The 25,247-nt window shown below is 71.5% G+C and carries 24 protein-coding genes; 13 read left to right on the top strand and 11 right to left on the bottom strand.

The annotated features are described in order from the left end of the window. Positions 1-116: 116 nt before the first annotated feature. Genes pgl through tkt form a run of 5 tightly spaced genes read right to left on the bottom strand, consistent with a single transcriptional unit; the run spans position 117 to position 6,744 of the window. Complete coding sequence (pgl, locus tag AB0435_RS30585; protein WP_366006572.1) at positions 117-899, bottom strand: 6-phosphogluconolactonase; 783 nt, start codon at positions 897-899, stop codon at positions 117-119. Then, positions 896-1,978 carry a glucose-6-phosphate dehydrogenase assembly protein OpcA gene (gene opcA, locus AB0435_RS30590; RefSeq protein ID WP_366006571.1) on the bottom strand — a complete coding sequence of 361 codons (1,083 nt, stop codon included), beginning with the start codon at positions 1,976-1,978 and terminating at the stop codon, positions 896-898. Before opcA ends, pgl begins: the two co-directional genes overlap by 4 nt. After that, complete coding sequence (gene zwf, locus AB0435_RS30595) at positions 1,975-3,504, bottom strand: glucose-6-phosphate dehydrogenase (protein ID WP_366006570.1); 1,530 nt, start codon at positions 3,502-3,504, stop codon at positions 1,975-1,977. Before zwf ends, opcA begins: the two co-directional genes overlap by 4 nt. A 1-nt stretch (position 3,505) precedes the next feature. Beyond that, a complete protein-coding gene (gene tal / locus AB0435_RS30600; RefSeq protein ID WP_366428447.1) occupies positions 3,506-4,621 on the bottom strand; it encodes a transaldolase in 1,116 nt (371 codons plus the stop codon). A 35-nt stretch (positions 4,622-4,656) separates the two neighbouring features. Next, a complete protein-coding gene (gene tkt / locus AB0435_RS30605) occupies positions 4,657-6,744 on the bottom strand; it encodes a transketolase (RefSeq protein ID WP_366428448.1) in 2,088 nt (695 codons plus the stop codon). A 441-nt stretch (positions 6,745-7,185) separates the two neighbouring features. Here tkt and AB0435_RS30610 point away from each other — a divergent pair, with 441 nt between their 5' ends. From AB0435_RS30610 to AB0435_RS30620, 3 genes are all read left to right on the top strand, one after another. Continuing rightward, entirely contained in the window at positions 7,186-8,127 is a 942-nt protein-coding gene (locus tag AB0435_RS30610; protein ID WP_366006567.1) for a heme o synthase, read from the top strand. 55 nt (positions 8,128-8,182) lie between these two features. Continuing rightward, positions 8,183-8,536, top strand: coding sequence for a hypothetical protein (locus AB0435_RS30615; RefSeq protein ID WP_366006566.1), 354 nt, complete (start codon positions 8,183-8,185; stop codon positions 8,534-8,536). 61 nt (positions 8,537-8,597) lie between these two features. Further along, a complete protein-coding gene (locus tag AB0435_RS30620) occupies positions 8,598-9,644 on the top strand; it encodes an amidohydrolase (protein WP_366006565.1) in 1,047 nt (348 codons plus the stop codon). Here the strand turns inward: AB0435_RS30620 and AB0435_RS30625 are convergent. The 3 genes from AB0435_RS30625 to AB0435_RS30635 form a co-directional block, all read right to left on the bottom strand. Then, on the bottom strand, positions 9,617-10,606 hold the full coding sequence (locus tag AB0435_RS30625) for a COX15/CtaA family protein (RefSeq protein WP_366006564.1): 990 nt from the start codon (positions 10,604-10,606) through the stop codon (positions 9,617-9,619). The two genes, AB0435_RS30620 and AB0435_RS30625, sit on opposite strands and share 28 nt — an antisense overlap. A gap of 89 nt (positions 10,607-10,695) precedes the next feature. Continuing rightward, on the bottom strand, positions 10,696-11,481 hold the full coding sequence (locus tag AB0435_RS30630; RefSeq protein WP_366428449.1) for an ABC transporter permease: 786 nt from the start codon (positions 11,479-11,481) through the stop codon (positions 10,696-10,698). Positions 11,482-11,590: 109 nt separating this feature from the next. Continuing rightward, entirely contained in the window at positions 11,591-12,562 is a 972-nt protein-coding gene (locus AB0435_RS30635) for an ABC transporter ATP-binding protein (RefSeq protein ID WP_366006562.1), read from the bottom strand. Between the two features lie 174 nt (positions 12,563-12,736). Here AB0435_RS30635 and AB0435_RS30640 point away from each other — a divergent pair, with 174 nt between their 5' ends. The 8 genes from AB0435_RS30640 to AB0435_RS30675 are packed head-to-tail and all read left to right on the top strand — an operon-like array spanning position 12,737 to position 19,369. Beyond that, positions 12,737-13,558: an ArsR family transcriptional regulator gene (locus AB0435_RS30640; RefSeq protein ID WP_366006561.1), complete on the top strand. Its 822-nt coding sequence runs from the start codon at positions 12,737-12,739 to the stop codon at positions 13,556-13,558. After that, entirely contained in the window at positions 13,555-14,976 is a 1,422-nt protein-coding gene (sufB, locus tag AB0435_RS30645) for a Fe-S cluster assembly protein SufB (RefSeq protein ID WP_366006560.1), read from the top strand. The genes AB0435_RS30640 and sufB overlap by 4 nt, the downstream gene beginning before the upstream one ends. A 59-nt stretch (positions 14,977-15,035) precedes the next feature. Then, complete coding sequence (gene sufD / locus AB0435_RS30650) at positions 15,036-16,214, top strand: Fe-S cluster assembly protein SufD (protein WP_366006559.1); 1,179 nt, start codon at positions 15,036-15,038, stop codon at positions 16,212-16,214. Next, positions 16,211-16,531, top strand: a complete 321-nt coding sequence (locus AB0435_RS30655; RefSeq protein WP_106679508.1) for a non-heme iron oxygenase ferredoxin subunit — start codon at positions 16,211-16,213, stop codon at positions 16,529-16,531. Before sufD ends, AB0435_RS30655 begins: the two co-directional genes overlap by 4 nt. A 7-nt stretch (positions 16,532-16,538) precedes the next feature. Further along, positions 16,539-17,297 (top strand): Fe-S cluster assembly ATPase SufC, encoded by a 759-nt coding sequence (gene sufC / locus AB0435_RS30660; RefSeq protein WP_366006558.1) that lies wholly within the window; start codon positions 16,539-16,541, stop codon positions 17,295-17,297. A gap of 4 nt (positions 17,298-17,301) precedes the next feature. Next, the gene (locus tag AB0435_RS30665; RefSeq protein ID WP_366006557.1) at positions 17,302-18,558 is read left to right on the top strand and encodes a cysteine desulfurase; all 1,257 of its coding nucleotides are present in this window, start codon (positions 17,302-17,304) and stop codon (positions 18,556-18,558) included. Positions 18,559-18,578: 20 nt separating this feature from the next. Then, positions 18,579-19,034 carry a Fe-S cluster assembly sulfur transfer protein SufU gene (gene sufU / locus AB0435_RS30670; protein ID WP_366006556.1) on the top strand — a complete coding sequence of 152 codons (456 nt, stop codon included), beginning with the start codon at positions 18,579-18,581 and terminating at the stop codon, positions 19,032-19,034. Then, positions 19,031-19,369 carry a metal-sulfur cluster assembly factor gene (locus AB0435_RS30675; protein ID WP_366006555.1) on the top strand — a complete coding sequence of 113 codons (339 nt, stop codon included), beginning with the start codon at positions 19,031-19,033 and terminating at the stop codon, positions 19,367-19,369. The genes sufU and AB0435_RS30675 overlap by 4 nt, the downstream gene beginning before the upstream one ends. Positions 19,370-19,424: 55 nt before the next feature. Here AB0435_RS30675 and AB0435_RS30680 read toward each other — a convergent pair whose 3' ends face one another. Together AB0435_RS30680 and AB0435_RS30685 are read right to left on the bottom strand one after the other, a co-directional pair. Beyond that, a complete protein-coding gene (locus AB0435_RS30680; protein ID WP_366428450.1) occupies positions 19,425-20,420 on the bottom strand; it encodes an agmatine deiminase family protein in 996 nt (331 codons plus the stop codon). A gap of 77 nt (positions 20,421-20,497) precedes the next feature. Then, positions 20,498-21,178 (bottom strand): DUF6445 family protein, encoded by a 681-nt coding sequence (locus AB0435_RS30685; protein ID WP_366006553.1) that lies wholly within the window; start codon positions 21,176-21,178, stop codon positions 20,498-20,500. 172 nt (positions 21,179-21,350) lie between these two features. Here AB0435_RS30685 and dapD point away from each other — a divergent pair, with 172 nt between their 5' ends. After that, entirely contained in the window at positions 21,351-22,343 is a 993-nt protein-coding gene (dapD, locus tag AB0435_RS30690; RefSeq protein WP_366006552.1) for a 2,3,4,5-tetrahydropyridine-2,6-dicarboxylate N-succinyltransferase, read from the top strand. 86 nt (positions 22,344-22,429) lie between these two features. Here dapD and dapA read toward each other — a convergent pair whose 3' ends face one another. After that, positions 22,430-23,311 (bottom strand): 4-hydroxy-tetrahydrodipicolinate synthase, encoded by an 882-nt coding sequence (dapA, locus tag AB0435_RS30695; protein WP_366006551.1) that lies wholly within the window; start codon positions 23,309-23,311, stop codon positions 22,430-22,432. Between the two features lie 314 nt (positions 23,312-23,625). Between dapA and AB0435_RS30700 the strand changes: the two genes are divergently transcribed. Continuing rightward, entirely contained in the window at positions 23,626-25,119 is a 1,494-nt protein-coding gene (locus tag AB0435_RS30700; protein WP_366006550.1) for a hypothetical protein, read from the top strand. The last annotated feature ends 128 nt before the right edge of the window (positions 25,120-25,247 follow it).

Below are 25,247 nucleotides of genomic sequence, written 5' to 3' on the forward strand. Positions count from 1 at the left end.
GGTCCGGGGTCTCCCCCCACGCGGCGGAGCCGCACATCAGACGCAGCCGGGAAGGGGCGGGGCTGGGGAAAAAACCCCCGGCCCCGCCCCTTCCCGTATCTACGGCGCCGCCGGCGTCAGGACGAAGCCGGAGGGTACAAGCCTCGCGGCAGCTGAGCCGCCGCGGGGCGGTCCAGGAGCCACAGCGTCCGGCGGGTGCCGTAAGCGCCCGCCGCCGGTGCCTGGATCTCGCCCGTGCCGGACAGCGCCATCGCGACCGCGTTCGCCTTGTCCTCGCCCGCCGCGAGGAGCCAGACCTCGCGGGCCGCGCGGATCGCCGGGAGGGTCAGGGACACCCTCGTCGGCGGCGGCTTCGGCGCGCCGTGCACCCCGATGACCGTGCGCTCGGTCTCCCGTACGCCCGGCAGCTCCGGGAACAGCGAAGCGATGTGCGTGTCCGGGCCGACGCCCAGCAGCAGCACGTCGAAGGCGGGCACGGGGCCGTGGTCCTCGGGCCGCGCGGCGGCCGCGAGTTCGGCCGCGTACGCCTCCGCCGCGGCGTCCGCGTCGTTGCCGTACCGGTCGCCGGCCGGGGGCATCACATGCACCCGGGCGGGGTCCAGCGGCACCGAGTCCAGGAGCGCCTCGCGCGCCTGGGTCACATTGCGCTCGGGGTCGCCCTCGGGCAGGAAGCGCTCGTCGCCCCACCACAGGTCCAGCCGGGACCAGTCCACCGCGTCCCGCGCGGGCGCCTCGGCGAGGGCCGCGAGCAGCCCGTTGCCGTTGCGCCCGCCCGTGAGGACGACGGAGGCGGAGCCCCGGGCGGCCTGCGCGTCCACGATCTTCGTGATCAGCCGGGCCGCCGCGGCCTGCGCCATCAGCTCCTTGTCCCGGTGGACGACGATCTGCGGAGCGCTCACTTGCCGGCCGCCTTCTTGCCGGCGGTCTTCCTGGCGGGCGCGGCCTTGGCCTCAGCGGCCTCAGCGGTCCCGGCGGCCTCGGCGGTCTCCGCCTGCGGAGCCTCCGGGGCGGCCTCGGCCGACTTCGGCGCCGCCGTGGCCGTGGGTGCCTGCGCCTCGCCGAGCCGCTCCACGCCGTACTTCAGCGCCGACGCGTAGGTGTCGTCCGGGTCGAGCCGCCGGAGTTCCTCGGCGAGGAGCTCGGCGGTGTCGCGCCGGTTGAGCGCCACCGCGCGGTCGGGCTGGCCCGGCATGGAGAGCGTGGCCAGGGAGCCGTCCGGGCGGTCCAGCACGATGGGGCCGTTCTTGGACTCCAGGCGTACGGCCGTGAGGCCCGGCCCGTCGGAGACGGTCCGGCTGACCGGCACGCCGAGGCGGTCGGCGAGCCACATCGCGAGCAGCTCGCCGCTCGGGTTGTAGCCCTCGCCCGTGACGTCGGCGGAGACGATCTCGACCTGCTGCTGGTCGAGCGCGGCCGCGAGCATCGAGCGCCACGGCGTGATGCGGGTCCAGGCCAGGTCGGTGTCGCCCGGCGCGTAGTGCGCGGCGCGGGCCGCCAGCTCCGTGAGGGGGTCCTCGGCGGAGTAGGCGTCGGTGACGCGGCGCTGCGCGAGCGAACCCAGCGGGTCCTTCTCCGGGTTGGCCGGGGAGGCCACCGGCCACCAGACGACCACGGGGGCGTCGGGCAGCAGCAGCGGGAGCACGACCGACTGGGCGTGGTCGATGACGTCGCCGTGGAGCCGCAGCACCACGGTCTCGCCGGTGCCCGCCGAAGTGCCCACGCGGACCTCCGCGTCGAGGCGGGCCTTGGCCCGGTCGCGCGGCGAGCGGCTGGCCCGCTTGATGACGACGAGCTTGCGCGAGGGGTGCTCGCGCGACGCCTCGTTGGCCGCCTTCAGGGCGTCGTAGGCGTGCTCCTCGTCGGTGACGATGACCAGGGTCAGCACCATGCCGATGGCGGGGGTGCCGATGGCGCGGCGGCCCTGGACCAGCGCGTTGTTGATCTTGCTGGACGTGGTGTCCGTCAGGTCGATTTTCATGGCCGGCGCCAGCTCCGTCCGTCACGTGCGAGCATCTCGTCCGCCTCGACCGGGCCCCAGGTGCCTGCCGGGTAGGACGCGGGCTTGCCGTTGGATTCCCAGTACTGCTCGATCGGGTCCAGGATCTGCCAGGACAGCTCGACCTCCCGCAGCCGCGGGAAGAGGTTGGCGTCGCCGAGGAGCACATCGAGGATGAGCCGCTCGTACGCCTCGGGGCTGGACTCGGTGAAGGACTCGCCGTAGGCGAAGTCCATCGAGACGTCCCGGACCTCCATCGAGGTGCCCGGCACCTTCGAACCGAACCGCAGGGTGACGCCCTCGTCCGGCTGCACCCGGATGACCAGGGCGTTCTGCCCCAGCTCCTCGGTGGCCGTGTGGTCGAAGGGCGAGTGCGGCGCGCGCTGGAAGACCACCGCGATCTCGGTGACGCGGCGGCCGAGCCGCTTGCCCGTGCGGAGGTAGAAGGGGACGCCCGCCCAGCGGCGGTTGTCGATCTCCAGCTTGATCGCGGCGTAGGTGTCGGTCTTGGACGCCGGGTCGATGCCGTCCTCTTCGAGGTAGCCGACGACCTCCTCGCCGCCCTGCCAGCCGTGCGCGTACTGCCCGCGGACGGTCTCCTTGCCCAAGTCCTTGGGCAGCCGGACGGCGCCCAGCACCTTGGTCTTCTCCGCGACCAGCGCGTCGGCCTCGAAGGAGGCGGGCTCCTCCATGGCGGTCAGCGCCAGCAGCTGGAGCAGGTGGTTCTGGATGACGTCACGGGCGGCGCCGATGCCGTCGTAGTAGCCCGCGCGGCCGCCGATGCCGATGTCCTCGGCCATGGTGATCTGCACGTGGTCGACGTACGACCGGTTCCAGATCGGCTCGAAGAGCGTGTTGGCGAAGCGGAGCGCCAGGATGTTCTGGACGGTCTCCTTGCCCAGGTAGTGGTCGATCCGGAAGACCTCTTCGGGCGGGAAGACCTCGTGGACGATCCGGTTGAGCTCCTGGGCGGAGGCGAGGTCGTGGCCGAAGGGCTTCTCGATGACGGCGCGCCGCCAGGAGCCGCCCTTCTTCTGCTCGGCCAGCCCGTGCTTCTTCAGCTGCTGGACGACCTTGGGGAAGAACTTCGGCGGTACGGACAGGTAGAAGGCGAAGTTGCCGCCCGTGCCCTGCGCCTTGTCGAGTTCGTGGATCGTGGTCTTGAGGGTCTCGAACGCCTCGTCGTCGTCGAAGTCGCCCTGCACGAACCGGCAGCCCTGCACCAGCTGCTGCCAGACCTCCTCACGGAAGGGCGTGCGCGCGTGCTCCTTGACGGCGTCGTGCACGATCTGGGCGAAGTCCTCGGTCTCCCAGTCGCGGCGCGCGAAGCCGATGAGCGAGAAGCCCGGCGGCAGCAGCCCCCGGTTCGCGAGGTCGTAGACCGCAGGCATCAGCTTTTTTCGGGACAAATCGCCCGTGACGCCAAAGATGACCAGGCCCGACGGCCCCGCGATACGCGGGAGCCGTCGGTCCTGAGCGTCACGCAGCGGATTGCTGCTTGTGCTCAACTCACGCCTCCGGAGCGAGGCGCTTGAGCTCCGCCTCGGTGGACTTCAGCAGGTCGTTCCAGGACTGCTCGAACTTGTCGACGCCCTCGTCCTCCAGCAGCTGGACGACCTCGTCGTACGAGATGCCCAGCTTCGCGATCGCGTCGAGCTCGGCCTTGGCCTGCTCGTACGTGCCGCGCACCGTGTCGCCGGTGATCTGCCCGTGGTCGGCCGTGGCCTCCAGGGTGGCCTCCGGCATGGTGTTGACCGTGTTCGGGGCGACCAGGTCGTCCACGTACAGCGTGTCCTTGTAGGCCGGGTCCTTGACGCCGGTCGAGGCCCACAGCGGACGCTGCTTGTTGGCGCCCAGCTTCTCCAGGGCGGCCCAGCGGTCGGAGGAGAAGACCTCCTCGTACGCCTGGTAGGCGAGGCGGGCGTTGGCCAGGGCGGCCTTGCCGCGCAGCGCCTTGGCCTCCTCGGTGCCCAGCGCGTTCAGGCGCTTGTCGATCTCGCTGTCCACGCGGGACACGAAGAAGGACGCGACCGAGTGGATCAGCGACAGGTCCAGGCCGGCGGCCTTGGCCTTCTCCAGACCGGTCAGGTAGGCGTCCATGACCGCGCGGTAGCGCTCCAGCGAGAAGATCAGCGTGACGTTGACGCTGATGCCCTTGCCGATCACCTCGGCGATGGCCGGCAGGCCCGCCTTGGTCGCCGGGATCTTGATCAGGGTGTTGGGGCGGTCCACCAGCCAGGCCAGCTGCTTGGCCTCGGCGACGGTGGCCGTCGTGTTGTGTGCCAGGCGCGGGTCGACCTCGATGGAGACCCGGCCGTCCTGGCCGTCGGTCGCGTCGAAGACCGGGCGCAGGATGTCGGCGGCGTCACGGACGTCCGCCGTCGTGATCATGCGGATCGCCTCGTCGACGGTGACCTTGCGGGCCGCGAGGTCGGTGAGCTGCTGCTCGTAGCCGTCGCCGCCGGAGATCGCCTTCTGGAAGATCGACGGGTTGGTGGTGACACCCACGACGTGGCTCTGGTCGATCAGCTCGGCGAGGTTGCCGGACGTGATGCGCTTGCGGGACAGGTCGTCCAGCCAGATCGCGACGCCTTCGTCGGAGAGGCGCTTGAGTGCGTCTGTCATCGGGATTGCATCTCCTACTGGTTGAAGCGGTCGCGTCAGCGACGGTTGGCGTCGGCGAGCTGGATCGACTCGCGGGCGGCGGCCACGACGGCCTCGGAGGTCAGACCGAACTCGCGGTAGAGGATCTTGTAGTCCGCGGAGGCGCCGAAGTGCTCCAGCGAGACGATCCGGCCGGCGTCGCCGACGTACCGGTGCCAGGTCAGGCCGATGCCCGCCTCGACGGCCACGCGGGCCTTGACGTCCGGCAGCAGCACACCGTCGCGGTACGCCTGGTCCTGCTCCTCGAACCACTCGACCGACGGCATGGAGACCACGCGGGTCGGGATGCCCTCGGCCTGGAGCGCGTCGCGGGCCTCGACGGCCAGCTGGACCTCGGAGCCGGTGCCGATCAGGATCACCTGCGGCCGGCCGCCCTCGGCCTCGAAGAGGACGTAACCGCCCTTGGCGGCGCCCTCGTCGGCCTCGTACGTCGGGACGTTCTGGCGGGTCAGGGCCAGGCCGTGCGGCGCCGGGTTCGTGGTGTGGCGCTTGGTGATCTCGCGCCAGGCGATCGCCGTCTCGTTGGCGTCGGCCGGACGGACCATGTTCAGGCCCGGGATGGCCCGCAGCGCGGCCATGTGCTCGACCGGCTGGTGGGTCGGGCCGTCCTCGCCGAGACCGATGGAGTCGTGCGTCCACACATAGGTGACCGGCAGCTTCATCAGGGCGGCCAGGCGGACGGCCGGGCGCATGTAGTCGGAGAACACCAGGAAGGTGCCGCCGTAGACGCGGGTGTTGCCGTGCAGCGCGATGCCGTTCATGGTCGAACCCATGGCGTGCTCGCGGATGCCGAAGTGGATCGTGCGGCCGTACGGGTTCGCCTCGGGGAGCGGGTTGCCCTCCGGGAGGAACGAGGACGACGCGTCGATCGTGGTGTTGTTCGAGCCGGCGAGGTCGGCGGAGCCGCCCCACAGCTCGGGCAGCACGCCGCCCAGCGCCTTGAGGACCTCGCCGGACGCCTTGCGGGTCGCGACGTCCTTGCCGGCCGGGAACTCGGGGAGCGCGTGCTCCCAGCCGTCGGGCAGCTCGCCCGCGGTGATGCGGTCCAGCTCGGCGGCGCGCTCCGGGTTGGAGGTGCGCCACTCCTGGAGCTGCTTGTCCCAGGTCGCGTGGGCCTCGCGGCCGCGGTCGACGACCTTGCGGGCGTGGCGGAAGACCTCGTCCTCGACCTGGAAGGTCTGCTCCGGGTCGAAGCCCATGACGCGCTTGGTGGCGGCCACCTCGGCGTCGCCGAGGGCCGAGCCGTGCGAGGCCTCGGTGTTCTGGGCGTTCGGGGCCGGCCAGGCGATGATCGTGCGCGCCGCGATGATCGAGGGACGCTCGGTCTCCTCCTGCGCCGCCTTCAGGGCGGCGTAGAGGGCCTGGACGTCGAAGTCGCCGTTCTCGGCCTGCTCGATGCGCTGGACGTGCCAGCCGTACGCCGCGTAGCGCGCCAGGACGTCCTCGGAGAAGGCGGTCTCGGTGTCGCCCTCGATCGAGATGTGGTTGTCGTCGTAGAGCGCGACGATGTTGCCGAGCTTCTGGTGGCCGGCCAGCGAGGACGCCTCGGCGGAGATGCCCTCCTCCAGGTCACCGTCGGAGACGATCGCCCAGATCGTGTGGTCGAACGGGGACGCGCCCTTCGGGGCCTCCGGGTCGAACAGACCGCGCTCGTAGCGGGCGGCCATCGCCATGCCCACGGCGTTGGCGATGCCCTGGCCCAGCGGGCCGGTGGTGGTCTCCACGCCGCGGGTGTGGCCGTGCTCCGGGTGACCCGGGGTCTTGCTGCCCCAGGTGCGGAACTCCTTCAGGTCCGCGAGCTCCAGGCCGTAGCCGGCCAGGAAGAGCTGGACGTAGAGCGTGAGGCTGGTGTGGCCGGGGGAGAGGACGAACCGGTCGCGGCCGGCCCAGTCGGCGTCGCTCGGGTCGTGCCGCATCAGCTTCTGGAACAGCAGATAGGCGGCGGGCGCCAGGCTCATGGCCGTGCCCGGATGGCCGTTGCCGACCTTCTGCACGGAGTCCATGGCCAGGACGCGGGCGGTATCGACGGCCCGCTGGTCCAGTTCGGTCCACTCGAGGTCTGTTGTGGTCGGCTTGGTGCTCACCCTCGGTTCAGGGCTCCTCTCCACATGTTTCGATTGCCGGGGGCGGTATGTTCCGCCACGACGCGGCGCTGTCGAGCCTACCCCGCAAGGGAGTGCGCCTTTTCGACACGAAGTCGGCTGCCCGACCCGACGTCCCGGGCAACCGGATCCGGATGACAAAGATTCCCGCCGCGGCTGCGGTGGTCATGGGTCCAGCCTGCCGGGGAGGGCGCCGTGGCGCCTCCCGAACGGGGCCACCGTGTCATGTTCCCCAAAGGCCCGGTCCGACGCGTGGGCGCCGGTGATCCGGGGCGTATCGGGTCCGCTACGGTCCCAACACGACCCCACCCCGGCGGAGGCCGGGGTATCCCCTACGTCTAGAGTGGCGTGGTAAGCGCAAGCCTTTGCCGGGTCGATCCGCACCCGAGGTGCTTGCTGGCCTTATCTCTGTCAGGGGTGTGCGTGACGGCCGTCGAATCCCGTCCTGCGGGGGTGCTCTCGGAGACCTCCGGTCACCGGCCGTTCGGGGCCCGGGCCAAGGCATTCGTGGCGCTGACCAAGCCGCGGATCATCGAGCTGCTGCTGATGACGACCGTGCCGGTGATGTTCCTCGCCGCGCAGGGCGTGCCCGACCTGTGGCTGGTCCTGGCCACGTGCGTCGGTGGTTACCTGTCCGCGGGCGGCGCCGGCGCGTACAACATGTACATCGACCGGGACATCGACGCGCTGATGGAGCGCACGGCCCAGCGCCCCCTGGTGACCGGGATGGTCTCGCCGAAGGAGTGCCTGGTCTTCGCCACGGCGCTGACCGTCGGCTCCACCGTCTGGTTCTGGTTCCTGGTCAACCCGCTGTCGGCGATGCTGGCGCTGGGTGCCAACGCCTTCTACGTCGTCATCTACACGATGCTCCTCAAGCGCCGCACCGCGCAGAACATCGTCTGGGGCGGCATCGCGGGCTGCCTGCCGGTCCTCATCGGCTGGTCCGCCGTCACGAACTCGGTCTCCTGGGCCTCGCTCGTCCTCTTCCTCGTCATGTTCTTCTGGACGCCGCCGCACTACTGGCCGCTGTCGATGAAGGTCAAGGGCGACTACGAGCGCGCGGGCGTGCCCATGCTGCCGGTCATCGCGGGCAACAAGGCGGTCGCCCGGCAGATCGTCCTCTATAGCTGGGTGATGGTCGCCGTCTCGCTGACGCTCCAGCCGCTGGGCTACACCGGCTGGTTCTACACGATCGTGGCGGCCGTGCTCGGCGGCATGTGGCTCAAGGAGGCGCACGCGCTCCAAGGCCGCGCCAACGCCGAGGTCACCGGGGCGAAGCTCAAGGAGATGCGCCTCTTCCACTGGTCCATCACCTATGTGTCGCTGCTCTTCGCGGCAGTGGCCGTGGATCCCTTCCTCCGGTAGGGGGTTTGGGGGTCTCCCCCCATAAGACGCAGTACCGGCCGGTAGCATCCTGCGTATGGCAGACACCACCACGCAGGCCGCAGCCACCGCACCCGACGCCCGGGCCGACCGCAGGGCGGCCCGGCTCGCCCGGCAGATCCGCGCCTTCGCCAAGAGCCACGGCGGCGCCGCCGAGGGGCAGCTGGCGCACATCGCCCGCGGCACCGTCCGCATCGCCCTCGTCGGCGCCAACGGCGAGTGGGGCACCCTGGTCGCCCCCTCCATGGAGACGGCGACGAAGGCCGCTGAGCTCGCCGGACTCACCCTCCACGACGACTTCGACGGCGAGTTCGCCGCCAAGGTCCGCACCGGTCCGTACGAATGGTCCCGTATGGCCGGCATCCAGATCGGCGGCCCCAGCAATAACTGAGCGCCCCCTCACCCGTTAGACCCGCCGGGAGCGGGACTCGGCACGGGGGGCGAGGGCGCGGATGGACGGCATGCCGCCGATCGTGGATCAGCACAGCCACGGCACGGTCCACGGCGAGCTGGGGCTCGGGAAGTTCGAGGCGCACCTCGCCGCGGCCGCCGGGTCCACCGGCCCCGCGCCGCCCGGCACCACCTTCTTCGACAGCCCCGCCGGCCTCGCCGTGCGCCGCTGGTGCCCGCCCCTGCTCGGCCTGGAGCCGCACTGCGCGCCGGTCCGCTATCTGGCCCGGCGGCGGGAACTGGGCGCCTGCCGAGCCGGGCGGCTGCTGCTGCGCGGCGCGGGCATCGGCACCTTCCTGCTGGAGTCCGGGGCGCCCGGCGCCCTCACCTCGGCCGCGGAGCTGGCGTACGCGGCCGACGGGCACGCCCACGAGGTCGTACGGCTCGAACCGCTCGCCGAGCAGGTCGCCGACACCTCCGGCAGCGCCGGATCCTTCGCCGCCTACGTCGCCGAGGCGCTGTGGGCGGCCGCGCGCGGCGCCACCGCGTTCGCCTCCGGGATCCGCTCCTGCGACGGCGTCCCGCCGGAGCCGCCCGAGGTCCGCAGGGCCGTCGACCGCTGGCTGCGCACGCGCCGTCCGGGCGGCCCGCTGGACGAGCCCGTGGTCGCCTGCCATCTGCTGTGGACGGCGGTCGCCACCGGGCTGCCCGTACAGCTGCACTGCCCCGACCCACGGCGCGTGACGCGCTTCCTGCGCGCCACCGAGGGCCTGGGGACCGATCTGGTGCTGCTGCCCGACCCCTGGCACCACCGGCAGGCGGCACGGCTGGCCGCGGGCTTCCCGCACGTGTACGCGGACGTGGGCACCCGGCCCGAGGAGAGCCTGAGCGAGGCGCCGTTCGGCAAGCTGGTGTTCTCCACCGGGGCGCGGGCGCTGGCGGAGCTCTACGTGGTCGGCGCCCGGACCTTCTCGCAGGCCATGGACCGGCTCATGGACGACTGGGTCGCCGACGGGGTGTGCCGGTGGGCGGAGGCGGCGCGGATCGCCTCGCTCGTCGCCGCCGGCACCGCCCGCAGGATCTACCGGCTGGGGACGGAGGCCGGCTGAAGCGCGTCGTGCTCGCCGGAGGGGGCGGGCACGGAGGCGAGTTCGCCGCGGTCGCGCAGCGCCAGGAAGACCCGCAGGACGGCGATCCACACGAGGCAGGAGCCGAGCATGTGGGCGCCGACGATCAGCTCCGGCTGGCCGGTGAAGTACTGCACGTACCCTATGACGCCCTGGAGCAGCAGCACGACGAACAGCTCGGTGACCCGGCGGCTCGGCGCCGCGGCCGCCTTGACGGCCCGCAGGGTGAACCACAGGGCGACGGTCAGGCCGACCACGACGAAGACGAAGTCGACGTGCAGCTGGGTGAGCTCACGCCAGTTCAGCGGGATGCGGTGGACGTCCTTGGAAGCGTCGCCCGCGTGCTTGCCCGCGCCGGTGACCACGGTGCCGATCACGATCAGCAGGGCGCTGGTGACGACCAGCAGCCAGCTCATCTGCCGCACCGGACGGGCCACCAGGTCACGCGGCTCCGCGTCGCCCTCGCGGCTGCGCTGCCACATCACCACGGCGACCGTCAGCAGCGCGGTGGACAGCAGGAAGTGGGAGCTGACGATGTACGGGTTGAGACCCGTCAGCACCGTGACGCCGCCGACGACGGCGTTGCCCATGACGATCCAGAACTGCGCCCAGCCCAGGCGGGTCAGCGAGCGCCGGCGCGGCTCACGCGCGCGTGCCGCGATGATCGCGAGCCCGACGACACCGCACAGGACGTACGTCAGCATGCGGTTGCTGAACTCGATGACGCCGTTGATGCCCATCGCGCGCGTGGGCGTCAGGCTCTCGTCCGTGCAGGTCGGCCATGTCGGGCAGCCGAGCCCCGACTGGGTCAGCCGGACGGCGCCGCCGGTCACCACGATGACCACGGCCATGACCACGCACGCGAGCGCGGCCCGCTGGACGAAGCGCGCGGAAGGCTGCCAGCGGTCGGCGATCAGCTGGAGGGGGTTCATCGAATTCGGCACGGAGTCATCGTAAGGGCCAGCTTGTGCATGGATTCACGAGGGGGGTGCGTGGCGAATTGCCCGACTGCCCGGGGGCTGCCCGCTCCCACCTACTCCCAGCGGAAGAAGCGCGCCGCCGCGCCCAGTCCGAGCACCGCCCAGACCGCGAGGATGCCCAGGTCGGCCCACGGGACGCCCGCGCCGTGCTGGAGCACGTCCCGCAGGCCGCCCGAGAGCGCCGAGATCGGCAGCAGCTCCAGCGCCGACCGGGCGGCGGCCGGGAACTTGTCCAGCGACACGATCACCCCGCCGCCGACCAGCAGCAGCAGGAAGACGAGGTTCGCCGCGGCCAGCGTCGCCTCGGCCTTGAGGGTGCCCGCCATCAGCAGGCCCAGTCCGGAGAAGGCCGCGGTGCCGAGCACGAGCAGCAGGACGACGGCGAAGGGGTTGCCGTGCGGGGACCAGCCCAGCGCGAACGCGATCACCGTCAGCAGGACGATCTGGAGCACCTCCGTGACCAGCACGGAGCAGGTCTTCGCGGTCATCAGCCCCCAGCGCGGCAGCGGCGAGGCGCCGAGCCGCTTCAGGACGCCGTAGCGGCGCTCGAAGCCGGTCGCGATGGCCTGGCCGGTGAAGGCCGTCGACAGCACCGCCAGCGCCAGGATGCCCGGGGCGAGGAAGTCCACGGCCTTGCCCTCGCCCGTGTCGACGATGTCGACCGAGCTGAAGAGCACCAGCAGGAGGGTCGGGATGACGACGGTCAGCAGGAGCTGCTCGCCGTTGCGCAGCAGCATCCGGGTCTCCAGCGCGGCCTGCGCGCGGATCATCCGGCCCAGTGGCGCGGCCCCGGGCGCGGGCGTGAAGGTGCCCGCGCTCGTGCTCGTCTCGGTGCTCATGCCCGCAGCTCCTTGCCGGTCGGTTCCAGGCTGTTGTCCTCCGGGGCGCACCGCGACCCATTGCGGCTGTGCCGCGGGCCGGACCCCCGGTCGGTCCGTGCGTGACCGCTCATGCCCGCAGCTCCTTGCCGGTCAGTTCCAGGAAGACGTCCTCCAGCGTGTGCCGTTCCACCGCTATGCGGTCCGGCATGACCCCGTGCTGCGCGCACCATATGGTGACCGTCGCCAGCAGCTGGGGGTCGATCTTGCCGCTGACCCGGTACGTACCGGGCGTGAGCTCCACCGCAGCGGAGTCCGCGGGCAGGGCCTTGAGGAGCGAGGCGAGGTCGAGCGCGGGGCGGCCGCTGAAGCGGAGCGTGTTCTCGGCGCCGCCGCGGCAGAGCTCCTCGGGGCTGCCCTGGGCGATGACCTTGCCGCTGTCGATGATGGCGACGTCGTCGGCCAGGGCCTCGGCCTCGTCCATGTAGTGCGTGGTCAGGACGACGGTGACGCCGTCCTGGCGCAGCTCGCGCACCAGGTCCCAGGTGGCGTGCCGGGCCTGCGGGTCGAGTCCGGCCGTCGGCTCGTCGAGGAAGACCAGCTCGGGGCGGCCGACGACGGCCATCGCGAGGGAGAGCCGCTGCTGCTGGCCGCCGGACAGCCGCCGGTAGGTGGTCCGCCCGCAGCTCTCCAGGCCGAGCCGCTCGATCAGCATGCCGACGTCGAGGGGGTGGGCGTGCAGGGAGGCGGTGTGGCGCAGCATCTCCTCCGCGCGGGCGCCCGCGTAGACGCCCCCGCTCTGGAGCATCACGCCGACGCGCGGACGCAGTGCGGCGGCGTCGGCGACCGGGTCGAGGCCGAGCACCCGGACGGTGCCGGCGTCGGGGCGGCGGTAGCCCTCGCAGGTCTCGACGGTGGTCGTCTTGCCCGCGCCGTTGGGGCCGAGCACGGCGGTGAGGGAGCCGCGGGCGACGGAGAGGTCGAGGCCGTCGACGGCGGTTTTCGGCCCGTACCGCTTCACCAGCCCGCGGACCTCGACCGCGGGCTCACGGCCGGGGGGCGGGGGGACGGCCGGGCTGTCCCCCGGGAAGACGCTGCGCATGGCGGGAAGTCTACGAACCCGGAGGTCCCGCGGACCGCCCCGGGGTGCGGGATTCCCCCGGACTTGCGGGTGATCTTGGCGGTGGCGGTTAGGTGACCCTTAGTGATCGAGGCCACCGGCGGGCGGTCCCGGTGAGGCTTGTCCGTATCCCGGTAATTACGCAACAATGGTGTTGTGAAATACGCGAGCGAGGCTCCGCAGGACCCCACGGCCGGGCCGGCCGCCGGGGTTCACGCGTCTGCTCCCGTGCCCGCGCGCGACGAGGAGCGCGTTCACGACGAGCAGCGCGGCACCCGAAACCGCGTCGCCCGGTCCATCCTCGACCACGGCCCGTCCACCGCGGCCGAGCTGGCCCTGCGCCTGGAACTGACGCAGGCCGCGGTCCGCCGCCACCTCGACACCCTCGTCGCCGAGGGGGTCGTCGAGCCCCGCGAGAAGCGGGTCTACGGCGCACGCACGCGCGGCCGCCCCGCGAAGGCGTTCGCGCTCACCGACTGCGGCCGCGACGCCTTCGACCAGGCATACGACAAGCTCGCCGGGGACGCCCTGCGCTGGATCGCGCAGGCCGCCGGCGGCGGCGAGATGGGTGAGGCGGCGGTCGCCGCCTTCGCCCGCGCCCGGATGGCCGCCCAGGCCGAGGGCTATCGCAGGGCCCTGGAGGCCGTCGCGCCGGAATCCCGCGCGGAGGCCCTTGCCAGGGCATTGACCGAAGACGGGTACGCTGCTACGGCGCGTAGCGCTCCGGTCGGCGAACAGCTTTGCCAGCACCACTGCCCGGTCGCCCATGTCGCCGAGCAGTTCCCGCAGCTGTGCGAGGCGGAGACCGAGGTCTTCTCCCGCCTGCTCGGGACGCATGTGCAGCGTCTTGCCACCATCGCCCACGGCGACGGCGTGTGCACGACGTTCATCCCGCGCGGCAGCCCGCAGAGCGAGAAGCAGCGCACCACCAAGACCACCACAGCATCCGCCAGCACGGCCGGGAGGAACCCCGCATGACTCTCCCCACGGAGACTGCCCACCCTGAGCTCGAAGGCCTGGGCACGTACGAATACGGCTGGGCCGATTCCGACGTGGCCGGTGCCGCGGCCAAGCGCGGCCTCTCCGAGGAGGTCGTCCGCGACATCTCGGCCAAGAAGTCCGAGCCGGAGTGGATGCTCAAGCTGCGTCTGAAGGGCCTGCGGCTCTTCGACAAGAAGCCCATGCCGACCTGGGGCTCCGACCTCTCCGGCATCGACTTCGACAACATCAAGTACTTCGTCCGCTCCACCGAGAAGCAGGCCGCCACCTGGGAGGACCTGCCCGCGGACATCAAGAACACCTACGACAAGCTGGGCATCCCGGAGGCCGAGAAGCAGCGTCTCGTCGCCGGTGTCGCCGCGCAGTACGAGTCGGAGGTCGTCTACCACCAGATCCGCGAGGACCTGGAGGAGCAGGGTGTCCTGTTCCTGGACACCGACACCGCGCTCAAGGAGCACCCGGAGATCTTCCAGGAGTACTTCGGCACGGTGATCCCCGTCGGCGACAACAAGTTCGCCTCGCTGAACACCGCCGTGTGGTCCGGTGGCTCCTTCATCTACGTCCCGCCGGGCGTCCGCGTCGACATCCCGCTCCAGGCCTACTTCCGTATCAACACGGAGAACATGGGCCAGTTCGAGCGCACGCTGATCATCGTCGACGAGAACGCCTACGTGCACTACGTCGAGGGCTGCACCGCCCCGATCTACTCCTCGGACTCGCTGCACAGCGCCGTCGTGGAGATCATCGTGAAGAAGGGCGGCCGCTGCCGCTACACGACCATCCAGAACTGGTCGAACAACGTCTACAACCTGGTCACCAAGCGCGCCGTGGCCTATGAGGGCGCGACCATGGAGTGGGTCGACGGCAACATCGGCTCCAAGGTGACCATGAAGTACCCCGCCGTCTACCTGATGGGCGAGCACGCCAAGGGCGAGACCCTCTCCATCGCCTTCTCCGGCGAGGGCCAGCACCAGGACGCCGGCGCGAAGATGGTCCACATGGCGCCGAACACCTCCTCCAACATCGTCTCCAAGTCGGTGGCGCGAGGCGGCGGCCGCACCTCCTACCGAGGCCTGATCGAGATCGGCGAGGGCGCCCACGGCTCCAAGTCGAACGTGCTCTGCGACGCCCTGCTGGTGGACACCATCTCCCGGTCGGACACCTACCCCTACGTCGACGTCCGCGAGGACGACGTCTCCATGGGCCACGAGGCGACCGTCTCCAAGGTCAGCGACGACCAGCTCTTCTACCTGATGAGCCGCGGTCTGACCGAGTTCGAGGCCATGGCGATGATCGTGCGCGGCTTCGTCGAGCCGATCGCCCGCGAGCTGCCCATGGAGTACGCCCTGGAGCTCAACCGGCTGATCGAGCTGCAGATGGAAGGCGCGGTCGGCTGACCCCCGCCCCCCACCCCGCAGCGACCCCTTTGTGACAGGAAGAGAGCACGACGACAGCCATGGCTGACAACACTCCCGCCGGCAGCACGACCGACGGCGCCATCCAGGTGGGCGGGCCCCAGCAGCCCATCGACGCGCGCGTCAGCGCCCCCGCCTCGTACGACGTCGCGGACTTCCCCGTGCCGCACGGCCGCGAGGAGGAGTGGCGGTTCACCCCGCTGGAGCGCCTCCGCGGTCTGCACGACGGCACCGCAGTGGCGGACGGCGGCGTCAAGGTCGAGGTGAGCGCCCCCGAGGGCGTCACCGTCGAGACCGTCGGCCGGGACGACGCCCGCCTCGGCCGCTCCGGCAAGCCGGTCGACCGCGTCGCCGCCCAGGCGTACAGCTCCTTCGAGAAGGCGTCGGTCGTCTCGGTCCCGAAGGACACGGTGCTCACCGAGCCCGTCCGCATCTCCGTGCACGGAGAGGGCGGCGTGGCCTTCGGCCACCAGGTCGTCGAGCTCGGCGCCTTCGCCGAGGCCGTCGTCGTCCTCGACCACACCGGCGACGCCACCCTCGCCGCCAACGTGGAGTACCTGATCGGCGACGGCGCCAAGCTGACCGTCGTCTCCATCCAGGACTGGGACGGCACCGCCGTGCACGCCGCGCAGCACACCGCGCTGGTCGGCCGCGACGCCTCCTTCAAGTCCGTGATCGTCACCTTCGGCGGCGACCTGGTCCGCCTCCACCCCCGCGTCGTCTACGCAGCCCCCGGCGGCGAGGCCGAGCTCTACGGCCTCTACTTCACCGACGAGGGCCAGCACCAGGAGCACCGCCTCTTCGTCGACCACGACACCCCGCACTGCCGCAGCAACGTCGCCTACAAGGGCGCGCTCCAGGGCGACGGCGCCCACGCGGTGTGGATCGGCGACGTCCTCATCCGCGCCGCGGCCGAGGGCACGGACACCTACGAGCTCAACCGCAACCTCGTCCTCACCGACGGCGCCCGGGTCGACTCCGTGCCCAACCTGGAGATCGAGACCGGCGAGATCGTCGGCGCCGGCCACGCCTCGGCGACCGGCCGCTTCGACGACGAGCAGCTCTTCTACCTGATGGCCCGCGGCATCCCGGCCGACGAGGCCCGCCGGCTGGTCGTCCGCGGCTTCTTCGCCGAGCTCGTCCAGCAGATCGGCATCCCCGAGCTGGAGGAGCGCCTCATCACCAAGATCGAGGCCGAGCTGGAAGCGTCGGTGGCATGAGCGCGTTCGTGAAGGTGGCCGCCCTGAGCGAGCTGGAGGAGGACACCCCCAAGCGGGTCGAGATCGACGGCACGCCGGTCTCCCTCGTCCGCACCGAGGGCGAGGTGTTCGCGATCAACGACATCTGCTCGCACGCGAACGTCTCGCTGTCCGAGGGCGAGGTGGAGGACTGCGCCATCGAGTGCTGGCTGCACGGCTCCAGCTTCGACCTGCGCACCGGCAAGCCCTCGGGCCTGCCCGCCACGCGTCCCGTCCCCGTATACCCCGTCAAGATCGAAGGGGACGACGTGCTCGTCTCCGTCACCCAGGAGTCCTGAGTTCCCCATGGCAACGCTTGAGATCCACGACCTGCACGTTTCCGTCGAGGCCGAGAACGGCCCCCGGGAGATCCTGCGCGGCGTCGACCTGACCGTGAAGCAGGGCGAGACCCACGCCATCATGGGCCCCAACGGCTCCGGCAAGTCCACCCTGGCGTACTCCCTGGCCGGGCACCCGAAGTACACGATCACCGGCGGCACCGTCACGCTCGACGGCGAGGACGTCCTGGAGATGTCCGTCGACGAGCGCGCCCGCGCCGGCGTCTTCCTCGCCATGCAGTACCCGGTCGAGGTCCCCGGTGTCTCGGTCTCCAACTTCCTGCGCACCTCCGCCACCGCGATCCGCGGCGAGGCCCCCAAGCTGCGCACCTGGGTGAAGGAGGTCAAGGAGGCCATGGAGCGCCTCAACATGGACCCCGCCTTCGCCGAGCGCAACGTCAACGAGGGCTTCTCCGGCGGTGAGAAGAAGCGCCACGAGATCCTCCAGCTGGAGCTCCTCAAGCCGAAGATCGCGATCCTCGACGAGACCGACTCCGGCCTGGACGTCGACGCGCTGCGCCAGGTCTCCGAGGGCGTCAACCGCGTCCGCGAGACCGGTGAGGTCGGCACCCTGCTGATCACGCACTACACGCGCATCCTGCGCTACATCAAGCCCGACTTCGTCCACGTCTTCTCCGGCGGCCGCATCGTGGAGTCCGGCGGCGCCGAGCTCGCCGACAAGCTGGAGAACGAGGGCTACGAGGCATACCAGACGAAGGGGGCGTAACCGCGTGACGATACTGCCGGGGCTCCTCGACACCGAGGCGATCCGTAAGGACTTCCCGATCCTGGACCGCACGGTCCACGACGGCAAGAAGATCGTTTACCTGGACTCGGCGGCGACCTCGCAGAAGCCGCGCCAGGTCCTCGACGCGCTCAACGCGTACTACGAGCGCCACAACGCCAACGTCCACCGCGGCGTCTACACGATCGCCGAGGAGGCCACGGCGCTGTACGAGGGCGCACGCGACAAGGTCGCCGCCTTCATCAACGCGCCGAGCCGCGACGAGGTGATCTTCACCAAGAACGCCTCCGAGTCGCTCAACCTCGTGGCCAACATGCTCGGCTGGGCCGACGAGCCCTACCGCGTGGACCACGACACCGAGATCGTCATCACGGAGATGGAGCACCACTCCAACATCGTGCCGTGGCAGCTGCTCTCGCAGCGCACCGGCGCGAAGCTGAAGTGGTTCGGCCTCACCGACGACGGCCGGCTCGACCTGTCCAACATCGACGAGATCATCACCGAGAAGACCAAGGTCGTCTCCTTCGTGCTGGTCTCCAACATCATGGGCACGGTCAACCCCGTCGAGGCGATCGTCCGCCGCGCCCAGGAGGTCGGCGCGCTCGTCGTCGTCGACGCCTCCCAGGCCGCCCCGCACATGGTGCTGGACGTCCAGGCGCTGCAGGCCGACTTCGTGGCCTTCACCGGCCACAAGATGTGCGCGCCGACGGGCATCGGCGTCCTGTGGGGCCGCCAGGAGCTCCTGGAGGACCTGCCGCCCTTCCTCGGCGGCGGCGAGATGATCGAGACCGTCTCGATGCACTCCTCGACCTACGCCCCCGCGCCGCACAAGTTCGAGGCCGGTACGCCCCCGATCGCCCAGGCCGTCGGCCTCGGCGCCGCGGTGGACTACCTCTCGGCGATCGGCATGGAGAACATCGCCCGCCACGAGCACGCGATCACCGAGTACGCGGTGCGCAGGCTCCAGGAGGTCCCCGACCTGCGCATCATCGGCCCCACCACGGCCGAGGACCGCGGGGCCACGATCTCCTTCACCCTCGGGGACATCCACCCGCACGACGTCGGCCAGGTGCTCGACGAGCAGGGCATCGCGGTCCGTGTGGGACACCACTGCGCGCGGCCCGTCTGCCTGCGGTACGGAATTCCCGCGACCACGCGAGCGTCGTTCTATCTGTACTCCACCCCCGGCGAGGTCGACGCGCTGGTCGAGGGCCTGGAGCACGTACGGAACTTCTTCGGCTGACACGGACGAGGCTGCTGACTGTGAAGCTTGATTCGATGTACCAGGACGTCATCCTGGACCACTACAAGCACCCGCACGGGCGGGGCTTGCGGACCGGCGACGCCGAGGTGCACCACGTCAATCCGACGTGCGGTGACGAGATCACGCTGCGCGTGCGGCTCTCCGGCGAGACCATTGAAGACGTCTCGTACGAGGGCCAGGGCTGCTCCATCAGCCAGGCCAGTGCCTCCGTGCTCAACGAGCTGCTGGTCGGCAAGGAGCTCGCCGAGGCCCGTCGGATCCAGGAGACCTTCCTGGAGCTGATGCAGTCCAAGGGCAAGATCGAGCCGGACGATGCGATGGAGGAGGTGCTGGAGGACGCGGTCGCGTTCGCCGGCGTCTCCAAGTACCCCGCGCGGGTGAAGTGCGCGCTGCTCAGCTGGATGGCGTGGAAGGACGCGACGGCGAAGGCGCTGTCCGAAGGGAAGACCGCATGAGTGAGAACGTGGACGTGACGACGAAGCCGGCCTCCGAGGAGGAGGTGCGCGAGGCGCTGTACGACGTCGTCGACCCCGAGCTGGGCATCGACGTCGTCAACCTCGGCCTCATCTACGGCATCCACATCGACGATGCCAACATCGCCACCCTCGACATGACGCTGACGTCCGCGGCCTGCCCGCTGACCGATGTGATCGAGGACCAGGCACGGTCCGCGACCGAGGGCATCGTCAACGAGCTCCGGATCAACTGGGTCTGGATGCCGCCGTGGGGCCCGGACAAGATCACGGACGACGGCCGTGAGCAGCTCCGGGCGCTCGGTTTCAACGTCTGAGACTCTGGCTGTTCCGAGGCCCCCGGACCCAGCGGCAGCCCGCCACCCGACCCGGTCAGGTGGCGGGCTGCTGCTGTGTGGCGCAGTGGATGCCACCGCCGCCCTCGGCCAGCGTGTGGATCTCCACGGCGCGCACCTCGCGGCCGGGGTGGAGGTCGCGCAGGACCGCCGCGGCGCGCTCGTCGGCGCGGCGGTCGCCGAAGCGGGGCAGGATCACGGCGCCTTCGGCCACGTAGTAGTTGACGTAGGAACCGAGGAAGTCCTCGCCCCGCCCGGCGGCGTCGGCCTCGGGCAGGTCGACGATCTCCAGGGACCGGCCGCGGGCGTCGGTGGCGCCCTCCAGGACCGAACGGGCCCGGTCGCGCACCCGGCTCCACACGTCGGGCGCCGCCCCGGCGGGCGGGCCGCCGAGCACGACGGTGCCGGGTCCGGCGAAGCGGGCCAGGGCGTCGACGTGGCAGTCGGTGATGTCCTCGCCGCGCACGCCCTCCAGCCAGATCACCTCCGTGACGCCCAGCAGCTCCTTCAGGCAGCCCTCGATGTCGTCACGGGAGCGGCCGGGGTTGCGGTTGTCGTTGACCAGCGAGCTCTCGGTGACCAGCAGTGTGCCCTCGCCGTCGGTCTCCAGGGAGCCGCCCTCGGCGACGAGGGGCGCCTCGATCCGGGGCACCCCGTACTCCTCCAGCAGCCGCCGGGCCACCTGGCCGTCGCGGGGGTGGTCCTGCTTGCCGCCCCAGCCGTTGAAGCGGAGGTCGACGCCCGCGGGCCCGCCGTCCGGCCCGGTGACGAAGACCGGGCCCGAGTCCCGCAGCCACAGGTCGTCGACCGGCACGGCGGCGGTCTCGACGGCACCGCCGCACGCCTTGCGGGCGGCCTTCTCGTCACCGGGGCCCGCGAGCAGCACCACCGGCTCGTACTCCGCGATCACCTGGGCGACGGCGGCCACGTCACGCCGTACGGCCGCGGTGTACCGGCCCCAGACGGAGCCGGCGGGCGGCCAGCCCATGAAGGTGCGGGCGTGCGGCAGCGACTCGGACGGCATGTGGTTCATGCGGCCATCGTGTCACCGGGGCCGTACGGCGGGCGTCAGGCCATCCGCGTCAGACCAGCCGCGTCAGACCACCCATGTCAGGCCATCCAGAAGAAGACCGCCGTCATGCGCTTGTCCTCCAGGGTGCTGCCCCAGTAGCCGGTGGCGCTGTGCATCATGTTGGCGGTGTAGAGGAGCAGCCGGTTGTAGCGGTGCGGGACGCGCACGTCCTCGGTGAAGGAGTCCGGCGGGACGAAGCGGGTGCCCAGGGCGTCGACGAGGTTGTTGTGCGGCGCCGTGACCATGTTGCCGCCGAGCCTGCCGCCGGGCAGCTGCTGCCGGTAGAAGCTGGTGCCGCAGTCCTTGGGCACGCCGGGGTTGAGGTAGAGCACCGCGGCGTACCGGCACAGGGAGCGCGAATCGGTGTGCGGGCGGGGCTCGGACTCGCCCTTGCCCACGACCTGGACGCAGTTGTGGTTGAGCGTCCCGCCGCCGGGCGCCGTCTCCTTCCAGATCCGCCGGGCGCCGGTCGCCTTGCGCACCAGCCGCTCCACGCGGTCCAGCTCGTCCGGCTCCAGGCCCGGCATGGTCCGCAGGCCGGGCCAGCTCTCGGGCTTGTGCGGATACCCCTCGACCCAGTCGTCCTTCGCCAGGCAGCGCTCCCGGACGGCGTCGACGCCGGGCAGCACGTCGTCCAGCACCCAGTAGTCCCGGCCGGGGGTGGGTTTGCGATAGGGAAGCACCGGCAGCGCCGGCTTCCGCGCGGGATCGGGGGACATGCGGCAGACCATACGGTCGACAACTGCCAGTGTTCGCCTTGGAATTGGTCAACAGTGCACCAACTCGATCTTTCGGTGGGTGGCAGCGCTGTCACCGTGCGTGCGCTCATCCGTGGTGATCGCGGGGAGGATCGGTTCGCGTTGAGCGGCCGTGTCCGGTTAGCTTTCGACCATGACCGATGCAGTAGCTTCCCGTACCGCCACCGGCGCCGTCGCCGCCGGCCTCGCCACGATCACCGAGGACGGCACCGTCCTCGACACCTGGTTCCCGGCTCCCGAGCTGGTCGCCGAGCCCGGCCCGGCCGGGACCGAGCGGCTGACCGCCGAGCGCGCCGCGGAGCTGCTGGGCGAGGGCGCCCTCAAGGCGATCGGCCCCGACCCGCGCCGTGGCGTCGAGGTTGTCGCCGTCCGTACGGTCATCGCCTCGCTGGGCGAGAAGCCGCTCGACGCGCACGACGCCTACCTCCGTCTGCACCTGCTCTCCCACCGCCTGGTCAGGCCGCACCGCCAGAGCCTGGACGGCATCTTCGGCCTGCTCGCGAACGTCGCCTGGACCTCGCTCGGCCCGGTCGCGGTCGACCAGGTCGAGAAGGTCCGGCTGAACGCGCGCGCCGAGGGCCTGCACCTGTCGGTGACCAGCATCGACAAGTTCCCGCGCATGACCGACTACGTCGCCCCCTCCGGTGTCCGCATCGCCGACGCCGACCGGGCCCGCCTCGGCGCGCACCTCGCGCCCGGCACCACCGTCATGCACGAGGGCTTCGTCAACTTCAACGCCGGCACGCTCGGCACGTCCATGGTCGAGGGCCGGATCAGCGCGGGCGTCGTCGTCGGCGACGGCTCCGACATCGGCGGCGGCGCGTCGATCATGGGCACCCTGTCCGGCGGCGGCAAGCAGATCATCTCCATCGGCGAGCGCTGCCTGCTCGGCGCCGAGGCGGGCATCGGCATCGCGCTGGGCGACGACTGCATCGTCGAGGCCGGTCTGTACGTCACGGCGGGCACGCGCGTGACGCTGCCGGACGGCGAAGTCGTCAAGGCGCTGGACCTCTCCGGCGTGAACAACCTCCTCTTCCGCCGCAACTCCACGACGGGCCGCGTCGAGGCCCTGCCGCGCTCCGGCTCGTGGGGCGGGCTCAACGAGGCGCTGCACAGCCACAACTGAGGGCGGCTCCGGGTGCGTCCGGGGGTGCCCCCAGCGGGCTGATGTGCCGCAGGTGATCGTCGACCTGTGCCGACGAACACAGCCTGCTACAAAGCGGCGTAGGCCGCCGCCAGTTCCGCCGTGCGGTCCGCGTCCGCCATCCGCAGTGGTGCCCGGACCGGGCCGCCCGGCAGGTCCAGGGAATGCAGCAGGGCCTTCGCCGTGACCGTGCCCGGCAGGCCCGCGGCCATCATCAGCTGGACCAGGGGCAGGAGCCGCTGGTGGCGGCGCGTGGCCTCCGCCGTGTCGTCGCGGTCGTACGCGTCCAGGACCGCCGCCACGGCGGGGCCCGCGACGTTGGCGACGGTGCTGACGTAGCCGACGCCGCCGACCGCGCGCAGCGGGAGGTTGAGTTCCTCGACGCCGGAGTAGTAAGCGAGCCCGCTCCCGGCGATGACCTTCGAGCTGCCGAGCAGGTCGTAGGCGCAGTCCTTGACCCCGGCGATCCGCGGGTGCTCCGCGAGCCGCAGCAGGGTGTCCGGCTCGATCCGGGTGCCCGTCCGGCCCGGGATGTCGTAGAGCATCACCGGCACCCCGACCGCGTCCGCGACGGTGCGGAAGTGCTCCGCGACGTCCTCCTGCGGCGGCCGGCTGTAGTACGGCGTGACCACCAGCACCCCGTGCGCCCCTGCCGCCTCCGCCGCGCGGGCCAGCGCGATCGTGTGCCGGGTGTCGGAGGAGCCGACGCCGGCCGTGATCCGGGCCCGGCCGCCGACGGCCTCGGCCACGGCCCGCACCAGCGCCGACTTCTCCGCGTCCGTGGTCGTCGGGGCCTCGCCCGTGGTCCCGCTGAGGACCAGGCCGTCGCAGCCGCCCGCGCCGACGAGGTGGTCGGCGAGGCGCTGGGCCCCGTCGAGATCGAGCTCGCCGTCGGGGGTGAAGGGGGTCACCATCGCGCAGACGGTGCGGCCGAAGGGGCTGCTGGTCATCGTGTCACTCTCCGGTACTGGTGCTGTCCCCGGAGTCTGGCCCCGTCCGCCGTTCAGGTCTATTTAAATGTTCTCGCCGAGACCCCTAAGCGGTGCTACGGCTTCCGGTGCGGCACCTCCGATGTGCGGACCGGGCGGATCTACGCGCGTCAACGTCCGGCCCGGTCAAGGCAGTTGTCAAGGTTCCGTAGGCGTACGGCGGCCGGCGGGGCGGTGAACCGGGCGGCACCGGTGAAAACCCGTCTACGCTTGGTCATCGCGCGCCGGGCGATCGCGGCGCGGCCTGTTTTCACGACGAGGAGATGACCCCCCTGATGTCCGGAGACCGCCCGACCATGCCGCCGGTGCGGCTTCACTCCGACGCGGAGCTCGCGCGCGACGCGCTGTCCACGCCGTTGCTGACACGCGCCGCGCGGCTCGCCCGCTGGGCCGGCGAGAAGGGCATCCCGGTCGGTGCGGGCGGTGAGCTGCTCGCCGAGCAGCTGCACACCGCCACCGAGCTCCTGGGCCTCACCGGCGACGAGGACGGCCCGGCGTACGCCGCCGAGGCGTGGCAGCACGCGCTGGACACCGGGCTGGTGGAGGCCGGCCCCCTCGCCGACGGGCCCGCGGACGCCGGCCCCGACGAGCCCTCCGGCGTCGCCACCGCGGGCGAGGAGATGGAGATCCTCACCTCCGGCAGCCCCGCCGACATCCTCGAACTCTGGCTCGGCGGCGTGGAGAACGTCCTCGCCGACGCCGCGGCCCCCGATCTCGGCGACATCGTCGACCGGATCTCCGAGGGCGGGGACATCGACCTCGACTCCCTCGACTGGAACCCCGAGGAGGAGGCCGACTTCCTCGACGGCGTCCTCGGCAACCTCTATCTGCTGACCGCGCTGGACGAGAGCGCCGCCGAGCGCCCCGTGCCGCTGCCCGCGCTCGCCGCCTCCATGATCGTCCCCGATGACATGGACGAGCCGACCGACGACGTCCTCGAAGAGGTCTCCGACGCGATGATGCGCCTGGACGACCAGTTCCGGATGCTCGCGACGACCGGGATCGTCGCCTACCAGCCGGTCGACGAGGCCCTCATCGAGGAGGTCGACGGCGAGGGGCACATCCGCGAGTCCGTCGACGGAGTCGACTCCGACAGCCCCGAGGACGAGGACGTCAGCCGCTACGGGCTGGTCACCCTCACCCCGCTCGGCGTCCACGCCGTACGCACCCGGATGCTCGACGCCGGGATCGACGCCCCGGTCGTCGGCGACCTGGCCGAGGAGAGCGCCGACGTCCTCCTCGCCGCGCTCCCCGGCCACCCCGGCGCGGCCGCCCGCGCCGAGACGGAGCTGTGGCTGGCCCGCCGCGCGCCGCTCGACGCCGCCCGTGAGCTGGTCGCCGCCGCGCGCGGGGCGGACGACGAGGCGCCGCGCCGCCGGCTGTCCTGCCAGCAGACCCTCTCCCTCCTCGGCCCGGAGGCGGAGCCCGCGCTGCGCGAGGTCCTCGACGACCCCGAGCTCGGCGGCCTCGCCCGGGTCTGGCTCGCCGAGCACGGCGCGGCGGACATCCCCGAGCCCGACGAGACGATGGTCTTCTGGCTGACCGTCGACACGATCGCCGCGCAGCTGGCGGCCGACGGCGACTCGGACGAGCTGCGCGACCTGGTGACGGACCTGGTGGGCCGGCACAGCGGCTTCTTCGACTCGGCGTGGCGGGTGGACCACCCGGCGACGGCGGACGTCCTGGAGGCGATGGGCCGCCTGCACCCGGACAAGAAGACGGCGAAGGAAGCGCGGAAGGCGGCGTTCAAGGCGCGCTCGCGTCGTTAGGCGGCGGCCTTGGGGCGGGGGATCCGTGGCTTCGCGCCTGCGGCGGGCTTTTCCCCAGCCCCGCCCCTTCCCGGCTGCGTCTGATGTGCGGCTCCGCCGCGCGGGGGCGCGTGCCCCAGGCCCCCGGC

This window comes from Streptomyces sp. NPDC051173, assembly GCF_040689515.1.
In the GTDB taxonomy this organism is placed as follows: Bacteria; Actinomycetota; Actinomycetes; order Streptomycetales; family Streptomycetaceae; genus Streptomyces.

What these genes read in the sequence shown, in the direction of transcription:
- AB0435_RS30620 (WP_366006565.1), top strand. Translation starts at nt 8,598, where the DNA reads ATGGACGGCATGCCGCCGATCGTGGATCAGCACAGCCACGGCACGGTC.
- opcA (WP_366006571.1), bottom strand. Translation starts at nt 1,978, where the DNA reads ATGAAAATCGACCTGACGGACACCACGTCCAGCAAGATCAACAACGCG.
- AB0435_RS30655 (WP_106679508.1), top strand. Translation starts at nt 16,211, where the DNA reads ATGAGCGCGTTCGTGAAGGTGGCCGCCCTGAGCGAGCTGGAGGAGGAC.
- AB0435_RS30675 (WP_366006555.1), top strand. Translation starts at nt 19,031, where the DNA reads ATGAGTGAGAACGTGGACGTGACGACGAAGCCGGCCTCCGAGGAGGAG.
- sufB (WP_366006560.1), top strand. Translation starts at nt 13,555, where the DNA reads ATGACTCTCCCCACGGAGACTGCCCACCCTGAGCTCGAAGGCCTGGGC.
- tal (WP_366428447.1), bottom strand. Translation starts at nt 4,621, where the DNA reads ATGACAGACGCACTCAAGCGCCTCTCCGACGAAGGCGTCGCGATCTGG.
- dapD (WP_366006552.1), top strand. Translation starts at nt 21,351, where the DNA reads ATGACCGATGCAGTAGCTTCCCGTACCGCCACCGGCGCCGTCGCCGCC.
- dapA (WP_366006551.1), bottom strand. Translation starts at nt 23,311, where the DNA reads ATGACCAGCAGCCCCTTCGGCCGCACCGTCTGCGCGATGGTGACCCCC.
- AB0435_RS30685 (WP_366006553.1), bottom strand. Translation starts at nt 21,178, where the DNA reads ATGTCCCCCGATCCCGCGCGGAAGCCGGCGCTGCCGGTGCTTCCCTAT.
- sufC (WP_366006558.1), top strand. Translation starts at nt 16,539, where the DNA reads ATGGCAACGCTTGAGATCCACGACCTGCACGTTTCCGTCGAGGCCGAG.
- AB0435_RS30630 (WP_366428449.1), bottom strand. Translation starts at nt 11,481, where the DNA reads ATGAGCACCGAGACGAGCACGAGCGCGGGCACCTTCACGCCCGCGCCC.
- AB0435_RS30680 (WP_366428450.1), bottom strand. Translation starts at nt 20,420, where the DNA reads ATGAACCACATGCCGTCCGAGTCGCTGCCGCACGCCCGCACCTTCATG.
- AB0435_RS30700 (WP_366006550.1), top strand. Translation starts at nt 23,626, where the DNA reads ATGTCCGGAGACCGCCCGACCATGCCGCCGGTGCGGCTTCACTCCGAC.
- AB0435_RS30615 (WP_366006566.1), top strand. Translation starts at nt 8,183, where the DNA reads ATGGCAGACACCACCACGCAGGCCGCAGCCACCGCACCCGACGCCCGG.
- sufD (WP_366006559.1), top strand. Translation starts at nt 15,036, where the DNA reads ATGGCTGACAACACTCCCGCCGGCAGCACGACCGACGGCGCCATCCAG.
- AB0435_RS30635 (WP_366006562.1), bottom strand. Translation starts at nt 12,562, where the DNA reads ATGCGCAGCGTCTTCCCGGGGGACAGCCCGGCCGTCCCCCCGCCCCCC.